Genomic DNA, 21603 nt, shown 5'->3' on the forward strand with positions numbered 1-21603 from the left:
ACTTCATCACAAATATGGTTTCCGGACTCATTGCATATGCCTTTTACCCAACAAAACCAAACATCAATATAGACAACCTTCAAAGAATTGGATAGTCCTTATATCGAACTCACGTTAAATTATGTTGAAAGCCAGAACTTTATTATATTAGTACAATCGATTGCATAAATCTTAATGTTATGAATGTCAGCCTTCGCTTTTTTCTAAATACATCACTCATTATTCTGTTTTTAGGTTCTGTTGCCACTGCCTGTAAGGAGGCACCAAAAGAGCAAAAGGAGGTTGTGGATGCATTTGCCGCTGCCGATAGGATAATTAAGGATATAGTAGTGCCTCAATTTCCGGATAGGGATTTTAATATAGTCGATTTTGGCGCCGTAGCAGATGGCGGTACAGATAATACCCAGGCCTTTAAATTGGCCATTGAGAGTTGTAATAAAGAAGGCGGAGGTAAGGTGATTGTACCGGAAGGAAGTTTTTTAACCGGGCCTATTCACCTAAAAAGCAATGTGAACCTACATTTGGAGGAAGGCGCTGTGGTTTTGTTTACAAAGGATTCCAGTGCCTATCTGCCCGTTGTCCATACCTCTTATGAAGGCGTGGAACTCATGAATTATTCGCCCTTGATTTACGCCTATAAACAAAAGAATATTGCCGTTACGGGAAAGGGAGTTTTTGATGGACAGGCAAGTAAAACAAATTGGTGGCCTTGGAGCGGAGCGGAAGAATATGGGCATATTGATGGGCAACCGGAGCAAAAAGATGATCACAACTTGCCTAGGTTGCGTAAAATGAATGAAGAAGCAACGCCGGCTTTAGACCGTTTGTTTGGGGAAGGTTACCAATTGCGGCCGAGCTTTTTTCAACCTTTTGATTGTGAAAATATACTTGTGAAGGGAGTAACATTCACCAATGCCCCATTTTGGGTTATGCACCCCATAAAATGCAACAACATTACAATTGATGGGGTAACGGTAACAAGCCATGGCCCCAACAATGATGGTTGTGATCCAGAGTATTCCAAAAATGTGCACATTACTAATTGCGTATTCGACACAGGCGATGATTGTATTGCCATCAAATCCGGTAGAAACGAAGAAGGAAGAAGAGTGAATATTCCAAGTGAGAATATTGTTGTAGAGAATTGTAAAATGAAGGATGGCCATGGAGGTGTGGTTATGGGAAGTGAAATTTCTGCAGGGGTAAGGAATGTGTATGTTAGAAACTGTAATATGGATAGCCCCAACTTGGAAAGGGCAATTCGCATAAAGACCAATACGCTAAGGGGAGGCTTTGTTGAGAATGTATTTGTAAAAAATATTCAGGTAGGGCAGGTAAAAGAGGCGGTATTAAAAATTAACACCTACTATGCAATCTATGGCAATCAGGACGGGAATTTTATTCCTACCATCAAGAATATCCATTTAGAGGATATAGAGGTGGAAAACGGTGGTGAATATGGCATTCTTATCAAAGGTAGGGCCGAAAGCCCGGTTGAAAACGTAAGCTTGACAAATGTTCATATCAAAGGAGCAAAAACTCCTTTATCTATTGAAAATTCACAACCTATTATATTTAAGAATACTACTATAAATGGAGTTGAGTATTAAACTATAAATAACTACAATGCATAAATTATGAAAAAAATCGCTGTACTATGTCTTGCCTTATTGGGGATCATGGCCTGTAAAGATAAATCGGTCAAAAACGAAACCATACCCGATGTTGGGGAAAGTGTTGGGGTCGCGGTCCATACACCCCTTAAAACTTACGCAGAAATCTCCATTAAGGAGGGCGGGGAATGGGTTGGAAGAAAGTATGTTGGGGGAGATGGCTTTAAAAATGTACAAGAATTGGAGGTTCCTAAAAATCACACGGACCATTCTTTTTTTATTCGTTACGAGGGCCCGGGATGGGAAAACAATCAAATTGGTTATAGGCTATATTTGGACTGGAGGAACGCCATAGACATTTATGGCAAGAAGGTAGATTCTTTGGTCTTGCCCTATGTAGGGCAAGATGGTTTCGATTCCTATCACGAGCCCGCAGATTGGGGACAGGATATTTTGAAGGCCGGAAAATCCATGGGTATAGGCGGTTATGGTAGATTGGTAAATGACACGGTGGCCCATTTTAGAAATGTGGACAATACTTTTGTACAAATTGAAAATACGGAGAGTAACTCTACGGTGTATATTGACTACAAGGGTTGGGAAACGGGTAATGAAAGTATTGATTTGGATGCCACATTGTCCATTTTTAAGGAAGACAGGTACACACTTGCAACATTGACCCCGTCCAAAGCCATTTCAGGTATTTGTACTGGGATAGTGAAATTCCAGGATATTGCCCTAAAGAAAAAAGAAGGGATAAAGTGGGGGTATATAGCAACATATGGTGCCCAGACATTAGTGAATGACACCGATAAATTGGGGATGGCTATTTTTTATAGGATCGATCAAGTTGCCGAACAGAAAGAGGGAATCAATGATCATCTTGTTGTATTTAAACCAACCACAGATAAAATCGCCTACTATTTGCTTGGGGCATGGGAACAAGAACCCAATGGCATTAAAGATGAGGCATCTTTTATTTTGGATTTGGACAAAAAATTGGAAAGGCTAAACACTACTAATTCACTAAACTTATAAAGCATGAAAAATTTAAGAACTTACATTTCTATTTGTGTATTGACTATTGGTTTATCTGTTACTTCGTGTAAGGAGACCAAAGGGGAATCCAAACAAGTAACAGAGGACACTACTACCTCGATAATTGTTCCTGAAAACCTTAAGTGGTCCGAAAGAATGCTGATGTCAGAAATTGAGCGTTTTCCGGATGCCACCAAGCTCGACTTTGTGGACAAACCTAGATGGAGCTATACTAATGGACTGGTGCTATCTGCCGCCATAAGAGTGTATGAGGAAGCCAAGAAGCAAAAATACTATGACTATATCTACGCTTATGCCGATGATTTAATTGACAGTACGGGAACCATAAAAACATATTCTTTGGAAGACCAGAACCTTGACATGATCAAGTCTGGTGATGTTTTATTGTACCTACATGATAAAACCAAGGAAGAAAGGTTTTTAAAGGCCATGCAGACCTTAAGCAGCCAAATGGATTCCCAGCCAAGAACTTCGGATGGAGGTTTTTGGCACAAGAAGCGATATCCCTATCAAATGTGGTTGGACGGATTGTATATGGCAGAGCCCTTTCATGCGCAATACACCAAAATTTTTGAAAAGGACGAGGCTGAGGTGACCAAGGTGTACGATGATATAGTGCATCAATTTGATTTGATCCAAAAGCATAGTCTTGATAAAAATACAGGTCTTTTGTACCACGGATGGGATGAAAGCAGGGAACAAAAGTGGGCCGATAAGAAAACCGGGACCTCACCTCATTTCTGGTCCAGGGCCATGGGCTGGTACGGTATGGCTATAGTAGATGTTTTGGATTTTTTACCTGAGGACCACCCTGGCCATGAAAGAATTATTACCTACCTGAATCAATTTGCAGAAGCGGTTACTAAATATCAGGATAAAACTGGCCTCTGGTACCAAGTGTTGGATCAGGGTGATCGTGAAGGCAACTATTTGGAGGCTTCCGGTAGCTCCATGTTTACCTATGCCTTTGCCAAAGGTGTCCATAAGGGATATTTACCGGAAAAATACTTGGATATTGCAGAAAAGGCATACTCGGGAATATTGGATAATTTAATATCTATTGAGGAAAACGGTGTTGTAAACCTCAATAAAGTATGCGGAGTGGCCGGTTTGGGAGGCGACCCATATAGGGATGGATCCTATGAATATTATGTAAATGAAATTATTCGCCCCAATGACCCAAAAGGAACAGGTCCGTTTATATTGGCTAGTATAGAACTGAATAAGTAGCCTTTAAGGGAAAGCATGTGTATCCCGATTTGATTTTCGGATTCCATTTAAAATTGAAGCAATAATCAACTCACTTATGGTGACTAACACTTGGCATTCATGACCATAAATTGTATTAAATTTGTGATGGGCATGAGAATTCACTAGCCGATAGTAATGAAGTATTTTCATTTTAGATAAACGGTGAAATAAGATTTTCTAAAATTAATTACTCCATAAAGAATACTTCTTTTAGTGTACTTGATTGTGGGGAATTGTCGGGGTTGGTTTCCATAATATCGGCCATATAGGCCCACCACTTTTTTACTATGGGTTGATTTGGAATAACCTCCCCATTAAAATTATCCGCCAACTTATGAAAAGCAAAAAGGGTAAGGGTTTCTTCGTCCAAAAAAATGGAATATTCAGAGATACCTTTCTTTGAAAGTAAAGCGGAAAGTTCTGGCCAAATTTCATCATGGCGCTTTTTATATTCGGCCTCAAAACCTGGCTTTAATTTCATCTTAAATGCATTTCTAGACATAGTTATTTTTTTACTTTCAATTGCAGCGAACTATCGTTTATCTCAAATTCATTGTTTTTCAGCAATAGGATTATTTCAGCTCCTGCAAGCATTACTGGACCATAACCGTGTGCTGCGAACACATTGATGGGCCTGTAATAATAAAATGCAGGATCAAACCCCATTCCTGTTCCTACACAAGTCCCTTCAACCTGTCCTTTGGCGTTTACCTTGGTGGCAACAGCATTCCATCCTAACAAGGCCATGGGTGCATAGGCCAATTTATCTATGTACTCCCTATTGATGGCCCTTGCTATGGCATAGGTGTAGATTGCTGTTGCAGAAGTTTCCAAATACGTATCGCTGCGGTCTATAAGTTGGTGCCAGAATCCTGTTCCATTTTGATAGCTGGCCAATCCTTTGATATGATCCTGTAATTGTGTTAACACCATTATATAACCGGGATGGTTCTTCGGTAATACTTCCAGTAATTCAACCATGGTCATTACAGCCCAACCGTTGGCTCTTGCCCAATGATATTGTGGGTGATCTTCCATAGCCTTCACCCAGCCGTGCATGTACAGTCCATTCCCTTTATTGAACATTCTTTCGGAAAATTGGGCCAGCTGTTTTACGGCGTCATCAAAATATTTAATCTCTCCCGTCAATTTCCCCATTTGGGCCAATGCCGGGACACTCATAAAAAGATCATCTAGCCATAAAGTGTTGGGTTGAGGTCTGTTTCTGGCAAGTGTTCCGTCTGAAAACCTAAATTCCTTATTGCTTATATAATCTATAAAATTATCGATCAATGGTCTTAGGTCGGCTTTGAGACCTGCTCTTTCCACTTTTATCATCGCGGCACAAACCGCACCGGCATCATCCAATGCATGGGGTTTAAGGACCGTGGATATAGGAGAAGGGAAATCTTTATTTTTTTTAATCTGTTCTTTGTAAAAGGGGGCAATATCCGCTATGAGTTTAATTCTTTCATTGGTATAGTTGGCATATTTTGGGTTGCCAGTTGCTTCAGTAGCCAGAAGCATTCCAGCATAGGTAACGCCCCATTCGTAACTGGTAAGTCGGAACGCACCAGGGGCAAATAAGGTATTTTCGTCCAGCCTTTTTAGATTGGTTACTTCTTGATTGGATTTGCTATCCACCAATTTTGCAGGGGTTGAAGCATCCAGAAAATTATAGACCCTATCTAAGGTGGCTGTGATTTGCGCTACGGATTTGGTGCCGTAGGGAGTAGGATAGTCCGGTTGCAGCAAATGTAAGGGAGTGGTTACATCATTGGTGGGCTCCTGTGCAATTATTGGTGTTTGAATGGAAATCGCAACTATTAGAAATGATAAATTTTTGATGATTATGTATTTAGTTAGATCCATTTTTATAGGGCTTTTTAGTTAATTTTTTACTTCGATAACTATTTCTGCAGAAAGTTGACGGGTTAGCATTTTTAAATAATCCATAAAATAGGTTTCGTTTGTAAATTTTTCGTCACTGAGCTCCCATCCAGCAATGGCAAAGTAACTTATTGGCTCGTTGTTGCCTATTTTAAGTTTTGCTAAATAACTGTTGGAAAGATTTCCAGTTTTGGGAGCTTCCAAATACCCTAAATATTTATCCTTGGGTACAATTAGTGCCATTCCCAGCCACCATTCCTTATCATAGGTCTGCTTATCATGAGTATACAAGGCTACATATTTGCTGTTATCATCCAATATTTTCAAGGCCTTATCCGTATGAATGTTGACAAGGCCAACGCCTAAATATTCATCGCCCTTTAAACCAGATACCGCAACCGTATTTTTATAGCCATAGATCCCTGGCCAAATAGAAGTGGTTTCTTTGACCGAATAAGTCCTGTCATTGGGCATCCAATGGTCATATGTATAAGATAATATAGATTTTACAGGTCCTTCTGCAACAATTTGAAAAGACGTTTTTTCTACATTGTTTATAGAATCTTCTACGGTTACCCCCAATCTCATAAATTCATTCTCGGTAATAAGGGCATAGCCCCCCAAGCCAACGGAATTGCCAACGGCAAGAATATCCCTGCCCCAGTCTTCCATTACATGATAGTTGTCCTCTACGGCACCATTTGCGTTAAGACCAACATCCTCAGGAGAGATGCCAGAAGTCTTTTTTCCGAAAAGGTCTTTTGCATTTCTACCGTCCAAATAATGTCTAAACCCCACCTTGTCATTTTCCCAGGAAGGCCCATCGGTCTGGTATTGTTGGTAGCCCAGACTTTTGGGAAGTTCTTTGGCCATCATGGTTTCGCTGGTGGTTGGCTGTACCGGGGTATCCGCTGAGCTTCGTTTACCAAACCTAACACTGGTTCTTGCCGTATAAATTGGTTTTTGGTATGTCCAATTCAGCTTAATAGCCTTTGATTCTTTTGGGTTAAAATCAGCAACAAAAAAAAGCTCGTCCCACTGCCCATCATTATCCGTATCATTTAGTTGTGACGGAAGCGTATCCAGATTAAAAACTACAAGAGGATATTTGGCAAGGCCATCTTTCAGTCTCAGTAATTTTTTTTCAATAGAAATGGGCTTGTCCAATAAGTCTAATTCTGACGTATTTATCAATTGAATTAGCTGGCCATTTTCTTTTACCTTTTCACAGGAAGCAAAGACGAATAGCATACTAAAAGAGAGCGAATAAATGCATGTTTTCATAGGGTTGTTATTAGTTATTTAAATATAGATTCTCTGCTGCAGTATTGGCACAATCTATTATTTATTACCTATAGTTGGCTATAATCAATACTGGGAACGGGTTATCACCTTATCTGAAAGTTAACGAATTATCGTTGGAATGCAATCATTTTGGTTTCCCGTATTTTTCCGTTTATAGTCAATTTTTAGCTACTTCAAAAAAAAGAGTCCCAATTTTTGGTCGGGACTCTTAAAAAACTAAATTAACTCAACCAATTATTTTTAATGATCAATACCCTGGATTCTGCATTGCCGACTTTTCATCAGCGGTCAATGTACGACCTTCTGTATATACGCCGTCTAGGAATGTTTGCGGTATAGGTCTTAAGTTGTGGAAATCTTGAATATTAGGGGCTGCTTCAGGGTTATAGGCCCTAACTCTGGCCACTAGTGTTTTGGTGCGACTTAAATCTTCCCAGCGGTGCCATTCTCCGCATAGTTCCCTAGTGCGCTCATTTAAAACTAAACATAGCATACGGTCATATTCGCTGCCATAGCCCAATTTGGCAATGATAGCCTCATCTTCAGCGGGTAAACTCCCGGGGCCACTAATAGTTAGATCGGTTGCAGAGGTAGTATACGGAATGTTATTTGATTCGTAATAAGAATTCTCGTTCATAAATGAATTATCTGAAAACGGTTGCGAAAAATCGGAGGTAGGATAAGCAGCCGCACCATCAGTGTAATAGGAACGGTCTTCTCCACCCTTGTAGGAAGCGCGATTACGAATGGTATTAATGTACGACAAGGCAGCGCCAAATGCATTTTGACGAATTTTTGCTTCTGCTGCCATAAGATAAGTTTCTGCGGAACGTGCCAGAATTTCATCACGTAGTCCCCTATTATCATTTATTGAGGTTCTTGCAGCATCAAAATGCTTTGTCAATGAAGGAAATCTTGGGTCCTTCAACAATCCAATCCCATCAGCAGCATAGGCCGCATAAACATGGGGGATGGTTTTACCATTATAAAGGATATTGGGATTATTATTGTTTTTTGTGAAATCGAAGCGATCGTCATCAGGGGAATTAATGACATACATAATGCCCAAATCAACACCTGGAATATAATCGATACCATCAAAATTGCCGCCTCTGTTTACGCGGTGCTTGGTTCTAAACGTTTTCCAAAAACGAGAATCGTTGACATGATCAAAAACATCGTATGTGAAGTAGGTTGCCGCTAAACGGCTATAGGGACGCATCCCCGTTAGGTCACGTTTCATCATGGACAGGTCATCATAACGAGCTGTAAAAGGGACCGTGCTAAAATTAGAAGTTGCTAAAGCTTGATCACGACTAAATTGTGCCGATAAAATTAATTCAGGAATAAATTCATTGGCACCATCGGGCTCCGTATAATCCCAAAGTTCTTGGTAATTAACCGCTAAAGGGTGATTTGCGATTACCTCATCCGAAAGCTTTACAACCTGGGCAAGATCAGCTTCTTTAGTTGAAGCATTCCAATCATCATTTATTTCACTTGTTCGCGTTAAGTAAGCTTTTGCCAAATAATGGGCTGCGGCATCTTTGGTAATTTTTGCAGGCGCACCGGCATTATCCAATAAATTATAGGCTTGCGTAAAGTCGTCGATGACCTGGGTAAGTACTTCCTCCGCGGTTGCACGTGTAAATTCCAATTCAACGGTTGTACTTACGGTTAGTTTTAAAGGGACACCCCCATATTGTCTTACTAATTTCAAATAGTTGTATGCACGGAGGAAATAACCCTCCCCTAATGCAATCTTCTTTATGTCAGGGTTGGTAGATTCAATGTTTGTTGCAGCTTCTATTAATTGATTGGTTAGACCAATCCCTAGGTAAAAATTATCCCATGGTTCCTCTGCTTGTGTTCTTGTCGTATTTACAATGGAATTAAATCTACTATCGTAATTGTTCCAAGGGCTATTGGTATCGTCACCTCCAACATGAAATTCATCGGTACCATAATTTGTAGTCGCAAATTGTTGTTCCGAAGGAAATGGGGAAGCTAAAACTTTATAATATGCTCCTATAGCTAATGATCGTATCCCCTCTTCTGTAGTGAAATACTCAGAATTTCTTTTGGTAGTTAGTTCTTCGTCAAGAAAATCTTCATTACAAGAACTAACAATACATACTAGCAGGATGCCCGTAAATAAGTTGGTAAAAAGGTTTTTATAATTTTTCATGATTATTGTTCTTTTATGATTATTTGAATTTTTCATTGATTAGAATTCTACATTCATTCCAATTGCAAAACCTCTATTGGAAGTTGATGTTCTTACATCTAAATCAATCCAATCTACATTGGAGAAAACCATGCCCGGGTTGATTGCCTGTACGTAGAAATTTAACTTACTAAGCCCAATATTATTGGTTATTTTATCCGGGATATTATATCCTAATGATATATTTCTGATTTTCATAAAGGACCCATCCTTATACCCCAAGGTTTGGAAATATGGATCACCATTCCCTGCGGAATATATGGGCTTTTGATATTCGGAATTTTTATCAATCTCAGTATAATAATCTACTTTTCGAGAATTATATCTTCCTACAAGACCTTCACCTCCAGTGTTATAAGTATATTTCAATCGGCCGTATAGGAATAAAGAAAGTTCTATTCCTTTATACGTAAAGGTATTGGTTAAGCCCACAATAAATTTAGGAATTTCATTTCCTATAACAACGCGATCATTATTTGCATCAATAACATAATCGCCATTTTGATCTACAGGACGTGCGTTTCCGGGCGAAAAGGTATGTCCATTGGCATTGAACAATGCAATTTCTGCTGCATCTGATTCTTGCCAAATACCATTTGATTCATACCCGTAAATAATATTTTGGGATTCTCCAATAAACCACTCATTGTTGATATCATCTTCTTTTCCATTGGCTAGCTCTACAATCTCATTATATTGCCAGGATCCATTAAAGTTTGTATCCCATTGAAAAGCATCGGTTTGAACATTAACAGTATTCAAAGTTAAATCCATTCCCTTGGTTTTTGTTTCCCCAATATTGGCAAAGGTTGCATTATAAGCTGTAACAGTAGGGATTGCTTTAAGCAATAATAAATCGGTCGTATGTGCAGTATAATAATCTAAACTTCCAGAAATTCTCCCTGTAAATAAAGAAAAATCAAGTCCGTAATTGTATTGGGTGGTTTTTTCCCAACCTAACTCCTCATTTGCCAACAAGGTATAATCGTTATCATTAACCTCTGTCAAAGCATTTTGTACTCCGGATACAGACGTAGAACCAATGGGGTAAAACAATGGGGATAATGCATTTTTAGTAGAATAGGCATTAATTGCAGAGTTACCAGTTACTCCTACCCCTACGCGTAACTTTAATTGGTCTATCCAATTGACATTTGTTAAAAAGTTTTCCTTATCTAATCGCCATCCCAAAGCTGCACTAGGAAAAAACGCCCATTTATTGCCTTCTGCCAATTGCGAAGCGCCATCATATCGGCCTGATACCGTAATTAAATACTTGTCATCAAAACCATAATTTATACGCGCCATATAAGATAATATTTGTCTGTCGATAATATCCCCATTCCATCCAGATAATGACACATTATCTGAAGTTAAGGCATTCCATTTTTGACTAGAAAAGGGAATATTGTCTGCTGAAATCGAATTCCATTCTTCGTTAAATTGTGTTTGACTTTGTAATAAAGTAGCCCCTACATTATGCATACCGAATGTTCTATTATATAATAATAAGTTGTCCAGGGTATATGATAATCGTTGTCTTTTTTCTAACGATGCATAACTCGAACCCGATCTAACTACCGACTTTCCGTCAACATAAATTCCTCTGCGATAAGTTTCTATATCCGGACCAAAGTTGGTTCTAAATTTTAGCCCATCCAAAGCATCGGAAAAAGCGCCAAAATCCAATTGTGCGAAAAAACTACCAAAGGCTCGTAAGGTCACCCGTTGGTCTTGAGAATATTCATGCTCATCAATAATTGTCTTTACGGCAATATCTCCCCCAGGAAAGTCGATTCTATTTCCATCGCTATCATAAGGTAATGTATATTGAAATATAGATCTAGCACTTTCATATAAGCCTCCTTGTACGGATACTCCATTGTTGCCAGCTGTAGATTGCCCGTATTCTTGGGTGCTAAAAGATGTATTTAAAGTGCCTCCGAAGGAAAACCAATCGACTGGTTTGATATCAACACTAACATTTCCGTTATAACGTTTATAGCTTTGCCCGAGTACAGTTCCTGTATTACTGGTATAACCAAAAGAGCCGTAAGCTTTCATTTTTTCGGTACCTCCACTTGCACTTAAGGTATGCAGGGTAGTATACCCTGTCTTGGTCACAAAATCTGTCCAATCGGTACTTGTTAATTTTGATCCGTCCCAAGTACCGCTCTCCCATCCTTGTAAAATATTGTCAAAAGCAGTAACATCACCTGTAAAGATTGCATTATCATTTGCTATGGTGGGTTGATCTCCTCTAGGATATGTTACCGAGTTTTCATAATGTTTTGCCCATCGACGGTATTCTACATATTCTCCGGCATTAAATAGTGGGGCAAATTCTCGAATATTTTGTGCAGTTACAGAAGTACTATAATTTAAGGTAAATCTACCTGTTTTACCTTTTTTTGTCGTTACAATAACTACTCCGTTAGCACCACGAGAACCGTAAATTGCTGTAGCAGAGGCATCTTTAAGAATATCTATTGATTCTATATCGGAAGGATTAACATTTTCGATGCCTCCAGAAATTAATGGGATACCATCTAATACATAAAGCGGTGAGTTTGAAGCGGACAGTGATCGAACACCACGAATGGTTATGCTACCGACCTGTCCGGGTCTTTCGTTGGTACTAATGTCGACCCCAGCTGCCTTGCCTTGCATTGCCTCAATCGCGTTATTTACAGGTCTAGAAGTAATATCTTCTGCGCTTACACTGACTAGGGAACCAGTAACATCCGATTTCCTTTGGGTTCCGTAACCCACAACTACCACTTCCTCCAATTGCGTATTGTCCTCTTCCATAATAATATTATAGACATTGGCCAATCCAATAATCAATTCTTGGGGTTTTAATCCGATAGAACGAAATACTAGGGTACTTCCTTGGGAAACGGAAATTGAGTAATTACCATCAAAATCGGCCACAACCCCATTGGTCGTGCCTTTTTCAATAACGTTAACTCCAGGTAGGGGCTCTCCATTTGCCATGGATATAAACCCTGTTACCTCCTTCTCTTGGGCATAAATTCCAATGGATAACATGAAAAGGCATGAGCTAAGTAGCACCTTTAGTGTTTTGTTCATTTTAATTTTTCTGTTTTTCATATTTGTTGAGTTTAAGTTTTGAATTGTGTAATTGATTGAGTCATTTGGTGAAGAATATTTTTATTGAGTCATATACTGTATATTTTAGTAATGCAATCGATTGTATAAATTTGATGATTTAATCTGTATTTTATGCAATTGTTATTTGTAATCGATTGCATGGTTTGTCAATATTAATTTTTTCATTTTATATAACTATCCTGTACTATCCTGTACTATCCTGTTCAATGTTTAAATTTTGGCGCTTATCTATCAATTTAACAGTTTTACTATCAATTAATTGGCAATATAATTGTTGAATTTTTTGCTAACTAAGATTATTGGTTCGTGAAATATTTAATCCTGCCATTGGTCTTAAATTTTAGGCCTTGCAGGGTTTTTATTGTAGAGAAACTAGGGTAACGTTAACTACTTTTTTAGAACAACAGAATACTCTTTGTTTTTAGGCGATATGGTGAATAAAAGAACATTTTTTTTATGGATTAGAATGGGTTTTCCCTCGGTATTACTATCCTCTGGACCTACTTTCTTATTATTAAAGTATACTTCTTTTGGTGGGTCCTGTAAGTGCACTTTAAAGGAAAATGAGCGACCTTCCATATTATATAATCCTTTTGGAGCGTTCACTTTTATTTCTGTCCTTAAGTTACTGTCCTCTACCTCAATTAGGGTTTCTGCATACTTTCCTTTCAAATATTCTAAACTTTTCCCGTCATCATCATACAGAAGGAAATTACTACTATTCAAAGGATAAATATCAAGATGAATAGTGTCTATTTTCTTTTCTCCAATATAGTTAACTACTTGTTGGCTAGGGATTATGGCACCAGACTTAATGAAAATGGGTATTTGATCTAATGGACAAAGAACACTTATATATTGTTTGCCATCATAAGGCTCGTTAGTCCAATAATTGATCCATTTACCTTCTGGAAGATATACTACTCTGGTCTTAGCTCCTTTTGTGGTAATAGGGCATACCATAAGGTTTTTACCCAGCATATATTGATCTGTAATTTCATATACATTTTTATCATTTTGATAATCGAGAACCAATGCCCTCATGATTGGTTTTCCTGATGTGTACATTTCATAAGCTGTACTGTACAAATAGGGAATAAGACTATATCTTAACTCGTCATATTGCTTAAATATCCGGAGGGCCTCCTCTCCATAATTCCATGGTTCTTTGTAGTTCGGATGTTCCATTCCAAACAAATGGGCAATGGGACTTAAGAGTCCAAATTGGCACCAACGAATGTATAGTTCTGGGTCTGCAACATGTTCAAATCCCCCCATACAGTGTGCCCAATTGCCAACTCCTGAAAGACCAATGTTTAATCCGGCCTTTATAACGGGTTCAAAATATTGCCATTCACTGGGCCAATCTCCGGCAAAAATAAAAGGATAACGCTGAATACCAGCATAGCCTTCACGCGTATGGTTCATTCCTCGAATCTTATTGAACTCTTGAAACTTCTCGTAAGGAGCCTTGGCATATGCCAATGGAAATAAATTATGAAGTGATTTAATTTCTTCCCCCAGGGGTCCAGTTTTGTCACTTTCGTTTGCCTGATGTCCAAAAGCACTACCTTCATCCGTTTTTAGAAATCTGGCCCCTTGTTCCGCTATACGTTTTACTCCATTCTCCCACCACCAATCAACGGCTTTTTGATTGAAAAAATTTACGAATTCTCCAGGATTGTCTTGTTCGGGATATACTAAGCCCTTCTCCCGGGCCACATCCAACAGACGCAATGTTTTTCCATTGTCAAACCTTGGTCTTAAATGAACGCCTACCATATTGAGGTTTAAATCATAGAGATCGGAAAACATTTTTTCAGGCTTGTCAAAAGTTTCGCGCCATTCAAAAGTGGTAGCTCCCTTTCCTCCGTTTTCACCAAATATTCTCCATGTAGAATCTAAATGAAGGACATCTAGGGGAATTTCCAATTCCCTAAACTTTTTGACAAGATCAACGACGTATTCCGTTGATGTTTCTGATTCGTGTCCCCATGTTCCGCCACTATAGGTGCCCACTTGTAGACCCAATGCAAATTTTGGCAATAAAGGGGATTTCCCAGTTATGGAGGTATAACCGTCCAAAATTGTGTTAAAAGTGGGGCCGTATATAAAATAGTAATCCAGCTCACCGCCCTCGGCTTCAAATGTATAGGTGTCCGAATTGCTTAAACCCATATCCCAGGTTGTGGGGTGGGCATTATGAAAAAAGATTCCATACCCTTTGGTACTCATAAAGAAGGGTATTGGGCTATAGTTGGCCTCCAATACATTATATGCACCAACAATATGTGGCAATCCAACTCCCCTGCCCACATTCAAGCTTACCTTTTTGCCCCTTCTGTCCAAAAAGTCCATTCGTTCTCCAAAGCCAAAAAAATGCTCATCGGGCATCAATTTTTTTACAGAGCCAATAGTTTCATTATTGCTAAAAGCGCCGGATTGAGCACTGGAATTTAAATTTGCTTCCGAAGACAGTAAGTTCCCTTGCTTATCCAAAATTTGAATGGCAAAAGGTTGCTTTTGAATTTGTAATTGTAAAATGTGAGTTGAAATCTCAATGTTATTTTTCGTTTCAATTAATTGATAGGGAACCGGGCCCCAATCATATTTATTAACCATCCAAGGTTCATTGGCTTCAAATTGTTTGTTCCAACTTGTTCTAAACCTAACAATTTGGGGGGTACAAAATTCGATTGCTACGGTCGCATTATTGGTAGACAGCCTTAGTTCGTTCCCATTTGTGGAAAGTACTTTTTGGAAGTTGCCAAGTGTATTTTGAGCCATTACACTGTTTAGGTACCAAAAAAGGAAACATGGGAAAATGATTGTTTTATATTTCATTGTAATAGAATTATAGTGAAAAGTTATATGTTTTCAAATGATATTGTATCCTGTGCTTTCCTGCATTTGTTTTTTTAGAATCGATTTCTTGGCGTTTAACCAGTGTAATTCGGTAAAATATTATTCATAAACACATTGTTAATAGATAGTTATAGAATATTTCACTTTATATCACAATAGGTAAAAAATTAGGCATTCGATAGTTGCTTTAATATTCTTCGATCGCGGGACTTTAATTTTGGTTGGATTTTGAGTATTTTTTTGGACAGTCCGGGTAGGTAAGTTTAGATATGGTATACTTTTTCTAAGTTTATTACCAAACCCTAGGCCAAAATGGTTCCTCGCAACTCCGTAAAAAGTCACTTTTCTATTTACTTTTTAGTTGAAAACAGGATGCCACAGGATACCATATCTTTATATAGTTATTATTTTTAGTGTTTGAATTCAATTCAGTTTGTCCATTTCCATTTTTAGGTAATCGATTATGATGTTGAATTTTGACTTATAATACGCTTGCGTCAAATAATGGTATTACCTAAGGTTTAAAGTGGGAATTAAAAAATAATACTCCAATGAATAATGTATTGGCAAAAAAAATTGGATTGGTGCTACTACTATTTTATATCCCTATGCACTTTGTTAGTGCGCAGGATAACAACGGTTTTTCTCCCGAGAAAACCAATACGGCCCAACCATGGACCCGTTGGTGGTGGATGGGTAGTGCTGTGGATACTTTTAATTTAAAACAGAATTTAATCAACTTGCACAAGGTGGGGATTGGAGGCGTGGAAATTGCACCTATTTATGGGGTAAAAGGGGAAGAAAATAATTTTTTGGATTACTTGTCCCCCAAATGGATGCAAATGCTGGACTACACTATTAAGACAGCGGATAGTTTGGGAATGCAGGTAGACTTAACACTGGGAACTGGATGGCCCTATGGTGGTCCACAGGTAACTCAGGAATTTGCAGCCACAAAATTAATTACACAAACTTATCAGGTAAGGAAGGGGGAGAAATTTTCGCAGCATATCCTTGTGAAGGATGACAAAGAAAAACAACCTGCCCATTTACAATATTTGTTGGCCTATGGAAATAAGGGCGCATATATAGACTTAACACCACAACTTAGCGGGGACTGGATAAATTGGAGGGCAAAAAAGGAAGATTTCACCATTTATGCGGTATTTGTTGGTAAAACCGGACAAAAAGTAAAGCGGGCCGCCCCAGGTGGCAGTGGTTTTACCCTTGATCATTATTCCGCCAACGCACTAAAGGCTTATGTAAAACCTTTTAATGAAGTATTATCTGGGTTTGAAGGTAGAATTCGCTCCGTTTTTAATGATAGCTATGAGGTTTATGGAACCGATTTCACAGCTGATTTTTTTAAGGCATTTGAAAAGTATCGTGCTTATGATCTTAAACCGTTTCTGCCATTATTATTAAGTGAGGATAATAATGAGGAAGGCAATAGGGTTAAAAGTGATTATAGGGAAACCTTGTCCGATCTATTATTGCTGGATTTTGATAATCCTTGGACGGATTGGGCCCATGGCAAAGGTTTTAAGTCACGACTTCAAGCACATGGTTCACCAGGAAATTTGATCGATCTATATGCCTCTGCGGATATTCCCGAGTGTGAGACTTTTGGTTCTATGCCTTATGATATTCCTGGGTTGCGCAGGGAAAGGGAAGATATTCGGGAAGGTGATACTGATCCGGTCATGCTAAAATTTTCATCTTCCGCGGCTCATATTACGGGAAAGCCGTTAACCTCCTCAGAGACTTTTACTTGGTTGCGGGATCATTTTAAAACGGCCCTTTCCCAATGTAAACCTGAAGTTGAAGATTTATTTTTAAACGGGGTGAATCATGTCTTTTTACATGGTACCACCTATTCCCCAGATCGAGCCCCATGGCCAGGGTGGAAATTTTATGCCTCGGTAAACTTCAACCCCAATCTTTCTTTGGGAGAGGACGAAGCACAATTATTTTCCTATATCGCTAACTGTCAATCTTTTTTACAAGCTGGCAAACCGGATAACGAAACCTTACTTTATTGGCCGGTATACGATGTATGGAACAGCTATTTGGAAGGTGCATTCTTTTTTCAATTTAAAATACATTCCTTGGAGGAATGGCTTCACAATCAGCCGTTTTATGAAACTACTAGAAGTCTTATGCAAAAAGGGTACGGCGTAGACTTTGTTTCGGATAATTTTATAGAAAAGGCGACTATTGAAAATGGTGAAATAAAATTGCCCGGAGGAAGTTATAAAAGTTTGATCGTTCCTACCAGCAAGTATATGCCATTGGGCACTTTAAAAAAATTGATAGCGCTTAAAAAACAGGGAGCCAATATTATCTTTCAAAATCTTCCAGAAACTATTCCAGGGTTTAAGGACTATAAATTGCAGCAGAGTGAAATGCAGCAATTGTTATTGGATAATAAATCGCTTATTAATTCTTCAAAAAATATATTTTCAGATTTGGAAATGGCCCAAGTTGAGCCCGAGCAGTTGGTTGAAACCGGTTTAAAATTTATTAGAAGGGATCATAAGGGCAATAAAATTTATTATCTGGTAAATCATACTTCAAAAACGGTTGACCAATACATTCCAATAAATGGCAGTTACAGGGAGGTGAATATATTTGACCCCAATACCGATATAACTGGGAAGGCCAAAATTGAAAATGAAGGTAATAATACTCTGGTTAAAGTCCAGATTAAACCAGGAGGGACCCTCTTTATAATAACGGGTGAATATTCAATCAATAAGGACTGGGAATATTTTGAAACTACAGGTGAATCGTACGAGATCAAAGGGGATTGGAAAATATCTTTTTTAAGGGGCGGGCCAAGTTTACCTGAAAATGCTACTATTTCAAAATTGAAATCTTGGACAAAATTGAGCAAAACAGCTGAGGAATTTTCGGGTACAGCCAAGTATGAACTGGAATTTCAAAATTCAGATACTAAAACGGAGGCCTGGTTGTTAAGATTGGGAGATGTAAGGGAAAGTGCAAAAGTGTGGGTAAACGATGTCTTTGTGGGAACATTATGGTCCAACCCTTTTGAAATTAAAATTGGACCCTTAAAAAAAGGGAATAACAAAATAACCCTCGAGGTTACAAACCTGTCCGCAAACAGGATCAGGGCAAAAGAACTAAGAGGGGAGGAATGGAAAATTTTCCACGAAATAAACATGGTGGACAAAGACTATAAAAAGTTTGATGCAACATTATGGGATCCCATGCCCTCCGGCATTTTAGGGCCTGTTACCTTAACTCCATTAGAATTGAATTAAAAATTAAAATATGAAACAGCAACTTTTGTTTTTATGCATTACGGCCATATCAATACAATCAATATTTGCCCAAATTACCGATAAGGCCAAAGTAATGGAGCATATGCAACTGGCCAATGAATACTTTATGAACAAATGGCCCGATGTTGGGAAAACGATCATTACCAACAAGGAGCGCCCTAGCAATATTTGGACCCGCGGGGTATATTATGAAGGACTTATGGCATTACATGATATTTATCCCAAAGAAGCGTATTATGATTACGCCTATGATTGGGCAGAGTTTCACGGATGGGGCTTTAGAAATGGCAACGCCAATCGCAACGCCGATGATTATTGTGCTGCCCAAACCTATATAGATTTGTACAATTTGGAGCCAGACCCCAAGAAATTGAAGAACACCAAGGCATGTATCAATATGTTGTTGAACACTCCACAAATGGACGATTGGTCCTGGATAGATGCTATACAGATGGGAATGCCGGTGTTTGCAAAATTGGGTGTTTTGGAGAAGGACCATCGCTATTATGAAAAAATGTATGGGATGTATATGTTTACAAGGGACAAACATGGCGATAAGGGCCTTTTTAACCCTATAGATGGCCTGTGGTGGCGGGATGCCGATTTTGATCCGCCATATAAAGAACCCAATGGTGAGGATTGCTACTGGAGCCGCGGTAACGGATGGGTAATTGCAGCACTTGCTAAGGTTTTAAGTATAATCCCCAAGGATGCCCCCCATAGGGATCAGTATATTAAGGACTTGAAATCTATGGCGGAAGCCTTGGTCCCCATTCAGAGAAAAGACGGATTTTGGAACGTAAGTTTGCACGACCCTAAACATTTTGGGGGAAAAGAGTTTTCTGGAACCGCACTTTTTATCTATGGGATGGCTTATGGCGTTAACAGCGGAATTTTGGATAAGGAAACCTATCTTCCCATAATAGAAAAAGGTTGGAAAGCTATGACCGAAGAAGGCTTGCATACGAACGGATTTTTGGGATATTTGCAGTCTACCGGAAAAGAGCCAAAAGACGGTCAGCCCCTATCCTATGACAAGGTCCCCGATTTTGAGGACTATGGACTGGGCTGTTTTTTGTTGGCGGGAAGTGAAATATATAAAATGAAATTATGATTCGGAAAAGAGGAGTAAAATTATGTTTTTATGTAATAATTGCATTTTTTTCTTTGGCAGGGGAAGTAAGTATATATGCCCAGGAAGTGCTACCAGTTTGGCCTAATGGAGTGCCAAATTCGTTACTGAATAAGGAATATAACGAGGTATTGACTTATGATGAAGCCAATGAAATTAGAGGGGTAAGTAAGGTGACCAACCCTAGCTTGACCGTTTATTTGGCAGAGGGCAACAAATCCAATGGTGCTGCCGTAGTTATTTGTCCCGGAGGGGGATATTCGCATTTAGCTATCAATAAGGAGGGGTATAAGGTTGCCAAATGGTTCAATAGTATTGGAGTTTCAGCCTTCGTTTTAAAATACAGACTGCCCAATGATTTGATTATGAACGACAAATCCGTAGGACCTTTACAAGATGCACAGGAAGCTATAAGATTGGTAAGGCGTAATGCGGTTCAGTGGAAGATAAATCCGAATAAAATTGGGATTATGGGCTTTTCGGCAGGCGGTCATCTTGCCTCCACGCTTTCCACCCATTACAATGAAAAAGTGTATGATTCTGGACCCCTTAGTGCCCGACCGGATTTTTCCATTTTGATCTATCCGGTTATTTCCATGGAAGATGGGGTTACCCACCATGGTTCCAAAAGAAATTTGCTGGGAGAGAAGGTCAGAGCTGACTTAGTTGATAAATTCTCCAATGAAAAGCAAATAGATGCCAACACCCCTCCTACTTTTCTGATCCATGCTGTGGATGATAAGGCTGTTCCCGTTGAAAATAGTATTAATTACTTGCTAAGGCTAAAAGAGAATAATGTACCTGCCGAATTACATATTTATGAAAAAGGGGGGCATGGTTTCGGATTGGGCAGGGAAGGTACCAGTACTTATTGGCCCGAGTCCCTCAAAATCTGGTTGAGTGCCAATGATTTTATATTGGATGAATCGGTGCTTTTATTTTCATATTTTAAGGGAAACGGAGAGGATGGTTTACACTTGGCTTACAGTAATGACGGTTATAAGTGGAGAGCTCTAAAAAATGACACCTCATTCTTGACTCCAGAAGTTGGGAAAGATTCCTTAATGAGGGATCCATGTATTATTAAAGGTGGAGACGGCAATTATCATATGGTCTGGACAGTAAGTTGGACCGATAAAGGAATTGGATATGCTTCTTCCAAAGACTTGATCAATTGGTCCAAACAGAAATTTATTCCGGTAATGAAACACGAAAAAGGAACCCGAAATACCTGGGCTCCAGAGATAACCTATGATGAAGATACGAAGGTGTATATGATTTATTGGGCGTCCACCATTAGTGGGCATTATCCGGAAACCCAATCCAAAGAGGAAAATGGGTATAATCATAGAATGTATTACACCACTACCCAGGATTTTAAATCCTTTGGTAAAACACAATTATTGTATGAACCTGGTTTTAATGTAATTGATGCGCATATTTTAAAACACGACAATAAATATGTAATGTTCTTAAAAGATGAAACGAAGGAACCGGCTGAAAAAAATATTAAAATAGCCTATAGTGATAATTTAACAGGACCTTATTCCAAAGCCAGTGAGCCCATTACCGGGGACTATTGGGCCGAGGGTCCAACGGCCATTCAAGTGGATGGCCAATGGATGGTATATTTTGATAAGTACATGGATGGAATGTACGGTGCGGTACGTTCCAAAGATTTAAAAAATTGGAACGATGTATCGGACAAAATTGATTTTCCTAAGGGATCAAGACATGGAAGTGTTTTTAGAATTTCCTTAGATGAGTTTAAAGTAATTCAGAAGAAGTTAGGGGAGTAGTTCCATTCTACTATATATG

12 protein-coding genes and 1 pseudogene are annotated in these 21603 nt (G+C 38.9%); 7 read left to right on the plus strand and 6 right to left on the minus strand.

Annotated elements, in window-relative coordinates:
• The 4 genes and pseudogenes from QSE00_RS25370 to QSE00_RS15965 all read left to right on the plus strand — a co-directional run.
• Window positions 1-95: pseudogene (locus QSE00_RS25370) on the plus strand (IS982 family transposase); the annotation flags it as partial.
• An 84-nt stretch (window positions 96-179) separates the two neighbouring features.
• Complete coding sequence (locus QSE00_RS15955; RefSeq protein WP_286106712.1) at window positions 180-1610, plus strand: glycoside hydrolase family 28 protein; 1431 nt, start codon at window positions 180-182, stop codon at window positions 1608-1610.
• Between the two features lie 27 nt (window positions 1611-1637).
• On the plus strand, window positions 1638-2651 hold the full coding sequence (locus QSE00_RS15960; protein ID WP_286106713.1) for a DUF4861 family protein: 1014 nt from the start codon (window positions 1638-1640) through the stop codon (window positions 2649-2651).
• A gap of 3 nt (window positions 2652-2654) precedes the next feature.
• Window positions 2655-3902 carry a glycoside hydrolase family 88/105 protein gene (locus tag QSE00_RS15965; protein ID WP_286106714.1) on the plus strand — a complete coding sequence of 416 codons (1248 nt, stop codon included), beginning with the start codon at window positions 2655-2657 and terminating at the stop codon, window positions 3900-3902.
• A 208-nt stretch (window positions 3903-4110) separates the two neighbouring features.
• On the opposite strand, the gene rhaM is transcribed toward QSE00_RS15965, so the two are convergent.
• From rhaM to QSE00_RS15995, 6 genes are all read right to left on the minus strand, one after another.
• A complete protein-coding gene (gene rhaM, locus QSE00_RS15970) occupies window positions 4111-4425 on the minus strand; it encodes an L-rhamnose mutarotase (protein WP_286106715.1) in 315 nt (104 codons plus the stop codon).
• A gap of 2 nt (window positions 4426-4427) precedes the next feature.
• Window positions 4428-5795, minus strand: coding sequence for a glycoside hydrolase family 88/105 protein (locus QSE00_RS15975; protein ID WP_286106716.1), 1368 nt, complete (start codon window positions 5793-5795; stop codon window positions 4428-4430).
• An 18-nt stretch (window positions 5796-5813) separates the two neighbouring features.
• On the minus strand, window positions 5814-7097 hold the full coding sequence (locus tag QSE00_RS15980) for a DUF4861 domain-containing protein (RefSeq protein ID WP_286106717.1): 1284 nt from the start codon (window positions 7095-7097) through the stop codon (window positions 5814-5816).
• Between the two features lie 268 nt (window positions 7098-7365).
• Window positions 7366-9306 (minus strand): RagB/SusD family nutrient uptake outer membrane protein, encoded by a 1941-nt coding sequence (locus tag QSE00_RS15985; protein WP_286106718.1) that lies wholly within the window; start codon window positions 9304-9306, stop codon window positions 7366-7368.
• A 39-nt stretch (window positions 9307-9345) separates the two neighbouring features.
• Window positions 9346-12459 (minus strand): SusC/RagA family TonB-linked outer membrane protein, encoded by a 3114-nt coding sequence (locus tag QSE00_RS15990; RefSeq protein WP_286106719.1) that lies wholly within the window; start codon window positions 12457-12459, stop codon window positions 9346-9348.
• Window positions 12460-12867: 408 nt separating this feature from the next.
• Window positions 12868-15267: a glycoside hydrolase family 31 protein gene (locus QSE00_RS15995; RefSeq protein ID WP_286106720.1), complete on the minus strand. Its 2400-nt coding sequence runs from the start codon at window positions 15265-15267 to the stop codon at window positions 12868-12870.
• 629 nt (window positions 15268-15896) lie between these two features.
• Between QSE00_RS15995 and QSE00_RS16000 the strand changes: the two genes are divergently transcribed.
• The 3 genes from QSE00_RS16000 to QSE00_RS16010 are packed head-to-tail and all read left to right on the plus strand — an operon-like array spanning window position 15897 to window position 21584.
• Window positions 15897-18632 (plus strand): glycosyl hydrolase, encoded by a 2736-nt coding sequence (locus QSE00_RS16000; RefSeq protein ID WP_286106721.1) that lies wholly within the window; start codon window positions 15897-15899, stop codon window positions 18630-18632.
• A 10-nt stretch (window positions 18633-18642) separates the two neighbouring features.
• Entirely contained in the window at window positions 18643-19767 is a 1125-nt protein-coding gene (locus QSE00_RS16005; protein ID WP_286106723.1) for a glycoside hydrolase family 88/105 protein, read from the plus strand.
• Complete coding sequence (locus QSE00_RS16010) at window positions 19764-21584, plus strand: prolyl oligopeptidase family serine peptidase (protein ID WP_286106724.1); 1821 nt, start codon at window positions 19764-19766, stop codon at window positions 21582-21584. Before QSE00_RS16005 ends, QSE00_RS16010 begins: the two co-directional genes overlap by 4 nt.
• Window positions 21585-21603: the final 19 nt, after the last annotated feature.

This window comes from Arenibacter flavimaris (assembly GCF_030291335.1).
Taxonomy (GTDB): Bacteria; Bacteroidota; Bacteroidia; order Flavobacteriales; family Flavobacteriaceae; genus Arenibacter.

Excerpts from the sequence above, each read along its gene's own strand:
- QSE00_RS15955 (WP_286106712.1), top strand. The coding sequence starts at position 180 with ATGAATGTCAGCCTTCGCTTTTTTCTAAATACATCACTCATTATTCTG.
- QSE00_RS15960 (WP_286106713.1), top strand. The coding sequence starts at position 1,638 with ATGAAAAAAATCGCTGTACTATGTCTTGCCTTATTGGGGATCATGGCC.
- QSE00_RS15965 (WP_286106714.1), top strand. The coding sequence starts at position 2,655 with ATGAAAAATTTAAGAACTTACATTTCTATTTGTGTATTGACTATTGGT.
- rhaM (WP_286106715.1), bottom strand. The coding sequence starts at position 4,425 with ATGTCTAGAAATGCATTTAAGATGAAATTAAAGCCAGGTTTTGAGGCC.
- QSE00_RS15975 (WP_286106716.1), bottom strand. The coding sequence starts at position 5,795 with ATGGATCTAACTAAATACATAATCATCAAAAATTTATCATTTCTAATA.
- QSE00_RS15980 (WP_286106717.1), bottom strand. The coding sequence starts at position 7,097 with ATGAAAACATGCATTTATTCGCTCTCTTTTAGTATGCTATTCGTCTTT.
- QSE00_RS15985 (WP_286106718.1), bottom strand. The coding sequence starts at position 9,306 with ATGAAAAATTATAAAAACCTTTTTACCAACTTATTTACGGGCATCCTG.
- QSE00_RS15990 (WP_286106719.1), bottom strand. The coding sequence starts at position 12,459 with ATGAAAAACAGAAAAATTAAAATGAACAAAACACTAAAGGTGCTACTT.
- QSE00_RS15995 (WP_286106720.1), bottom strand. The coding sequence starts at position 15,267 with ATGGCTCAAAATACACTTGGCAACTTCCAAAAAGTACTTTCCACAAAT.
- QSE00_RS16000 (WP_286106721.1), top strand. The coding sequence starts at position 15,897 with ATGAATAATGTATTGGCAAAAAAAATTGGATTGGTGCTACTACTATTT.
- QSE00_RS16005 (WP_286106723.1), top strand. The coding sequence starts at position 18,643 with ATGAAACAGCAACTTTTGTTTTTATGCATTACGGCCATATCAATACAA.
- QSE00_RS16010 (WP_286106724.1), top strand. The coding sequence starts at position 19,764 with ATGATTCGGAAAAGAGGAGTAAAATTATGTTTTTATGTAATAATTGCA.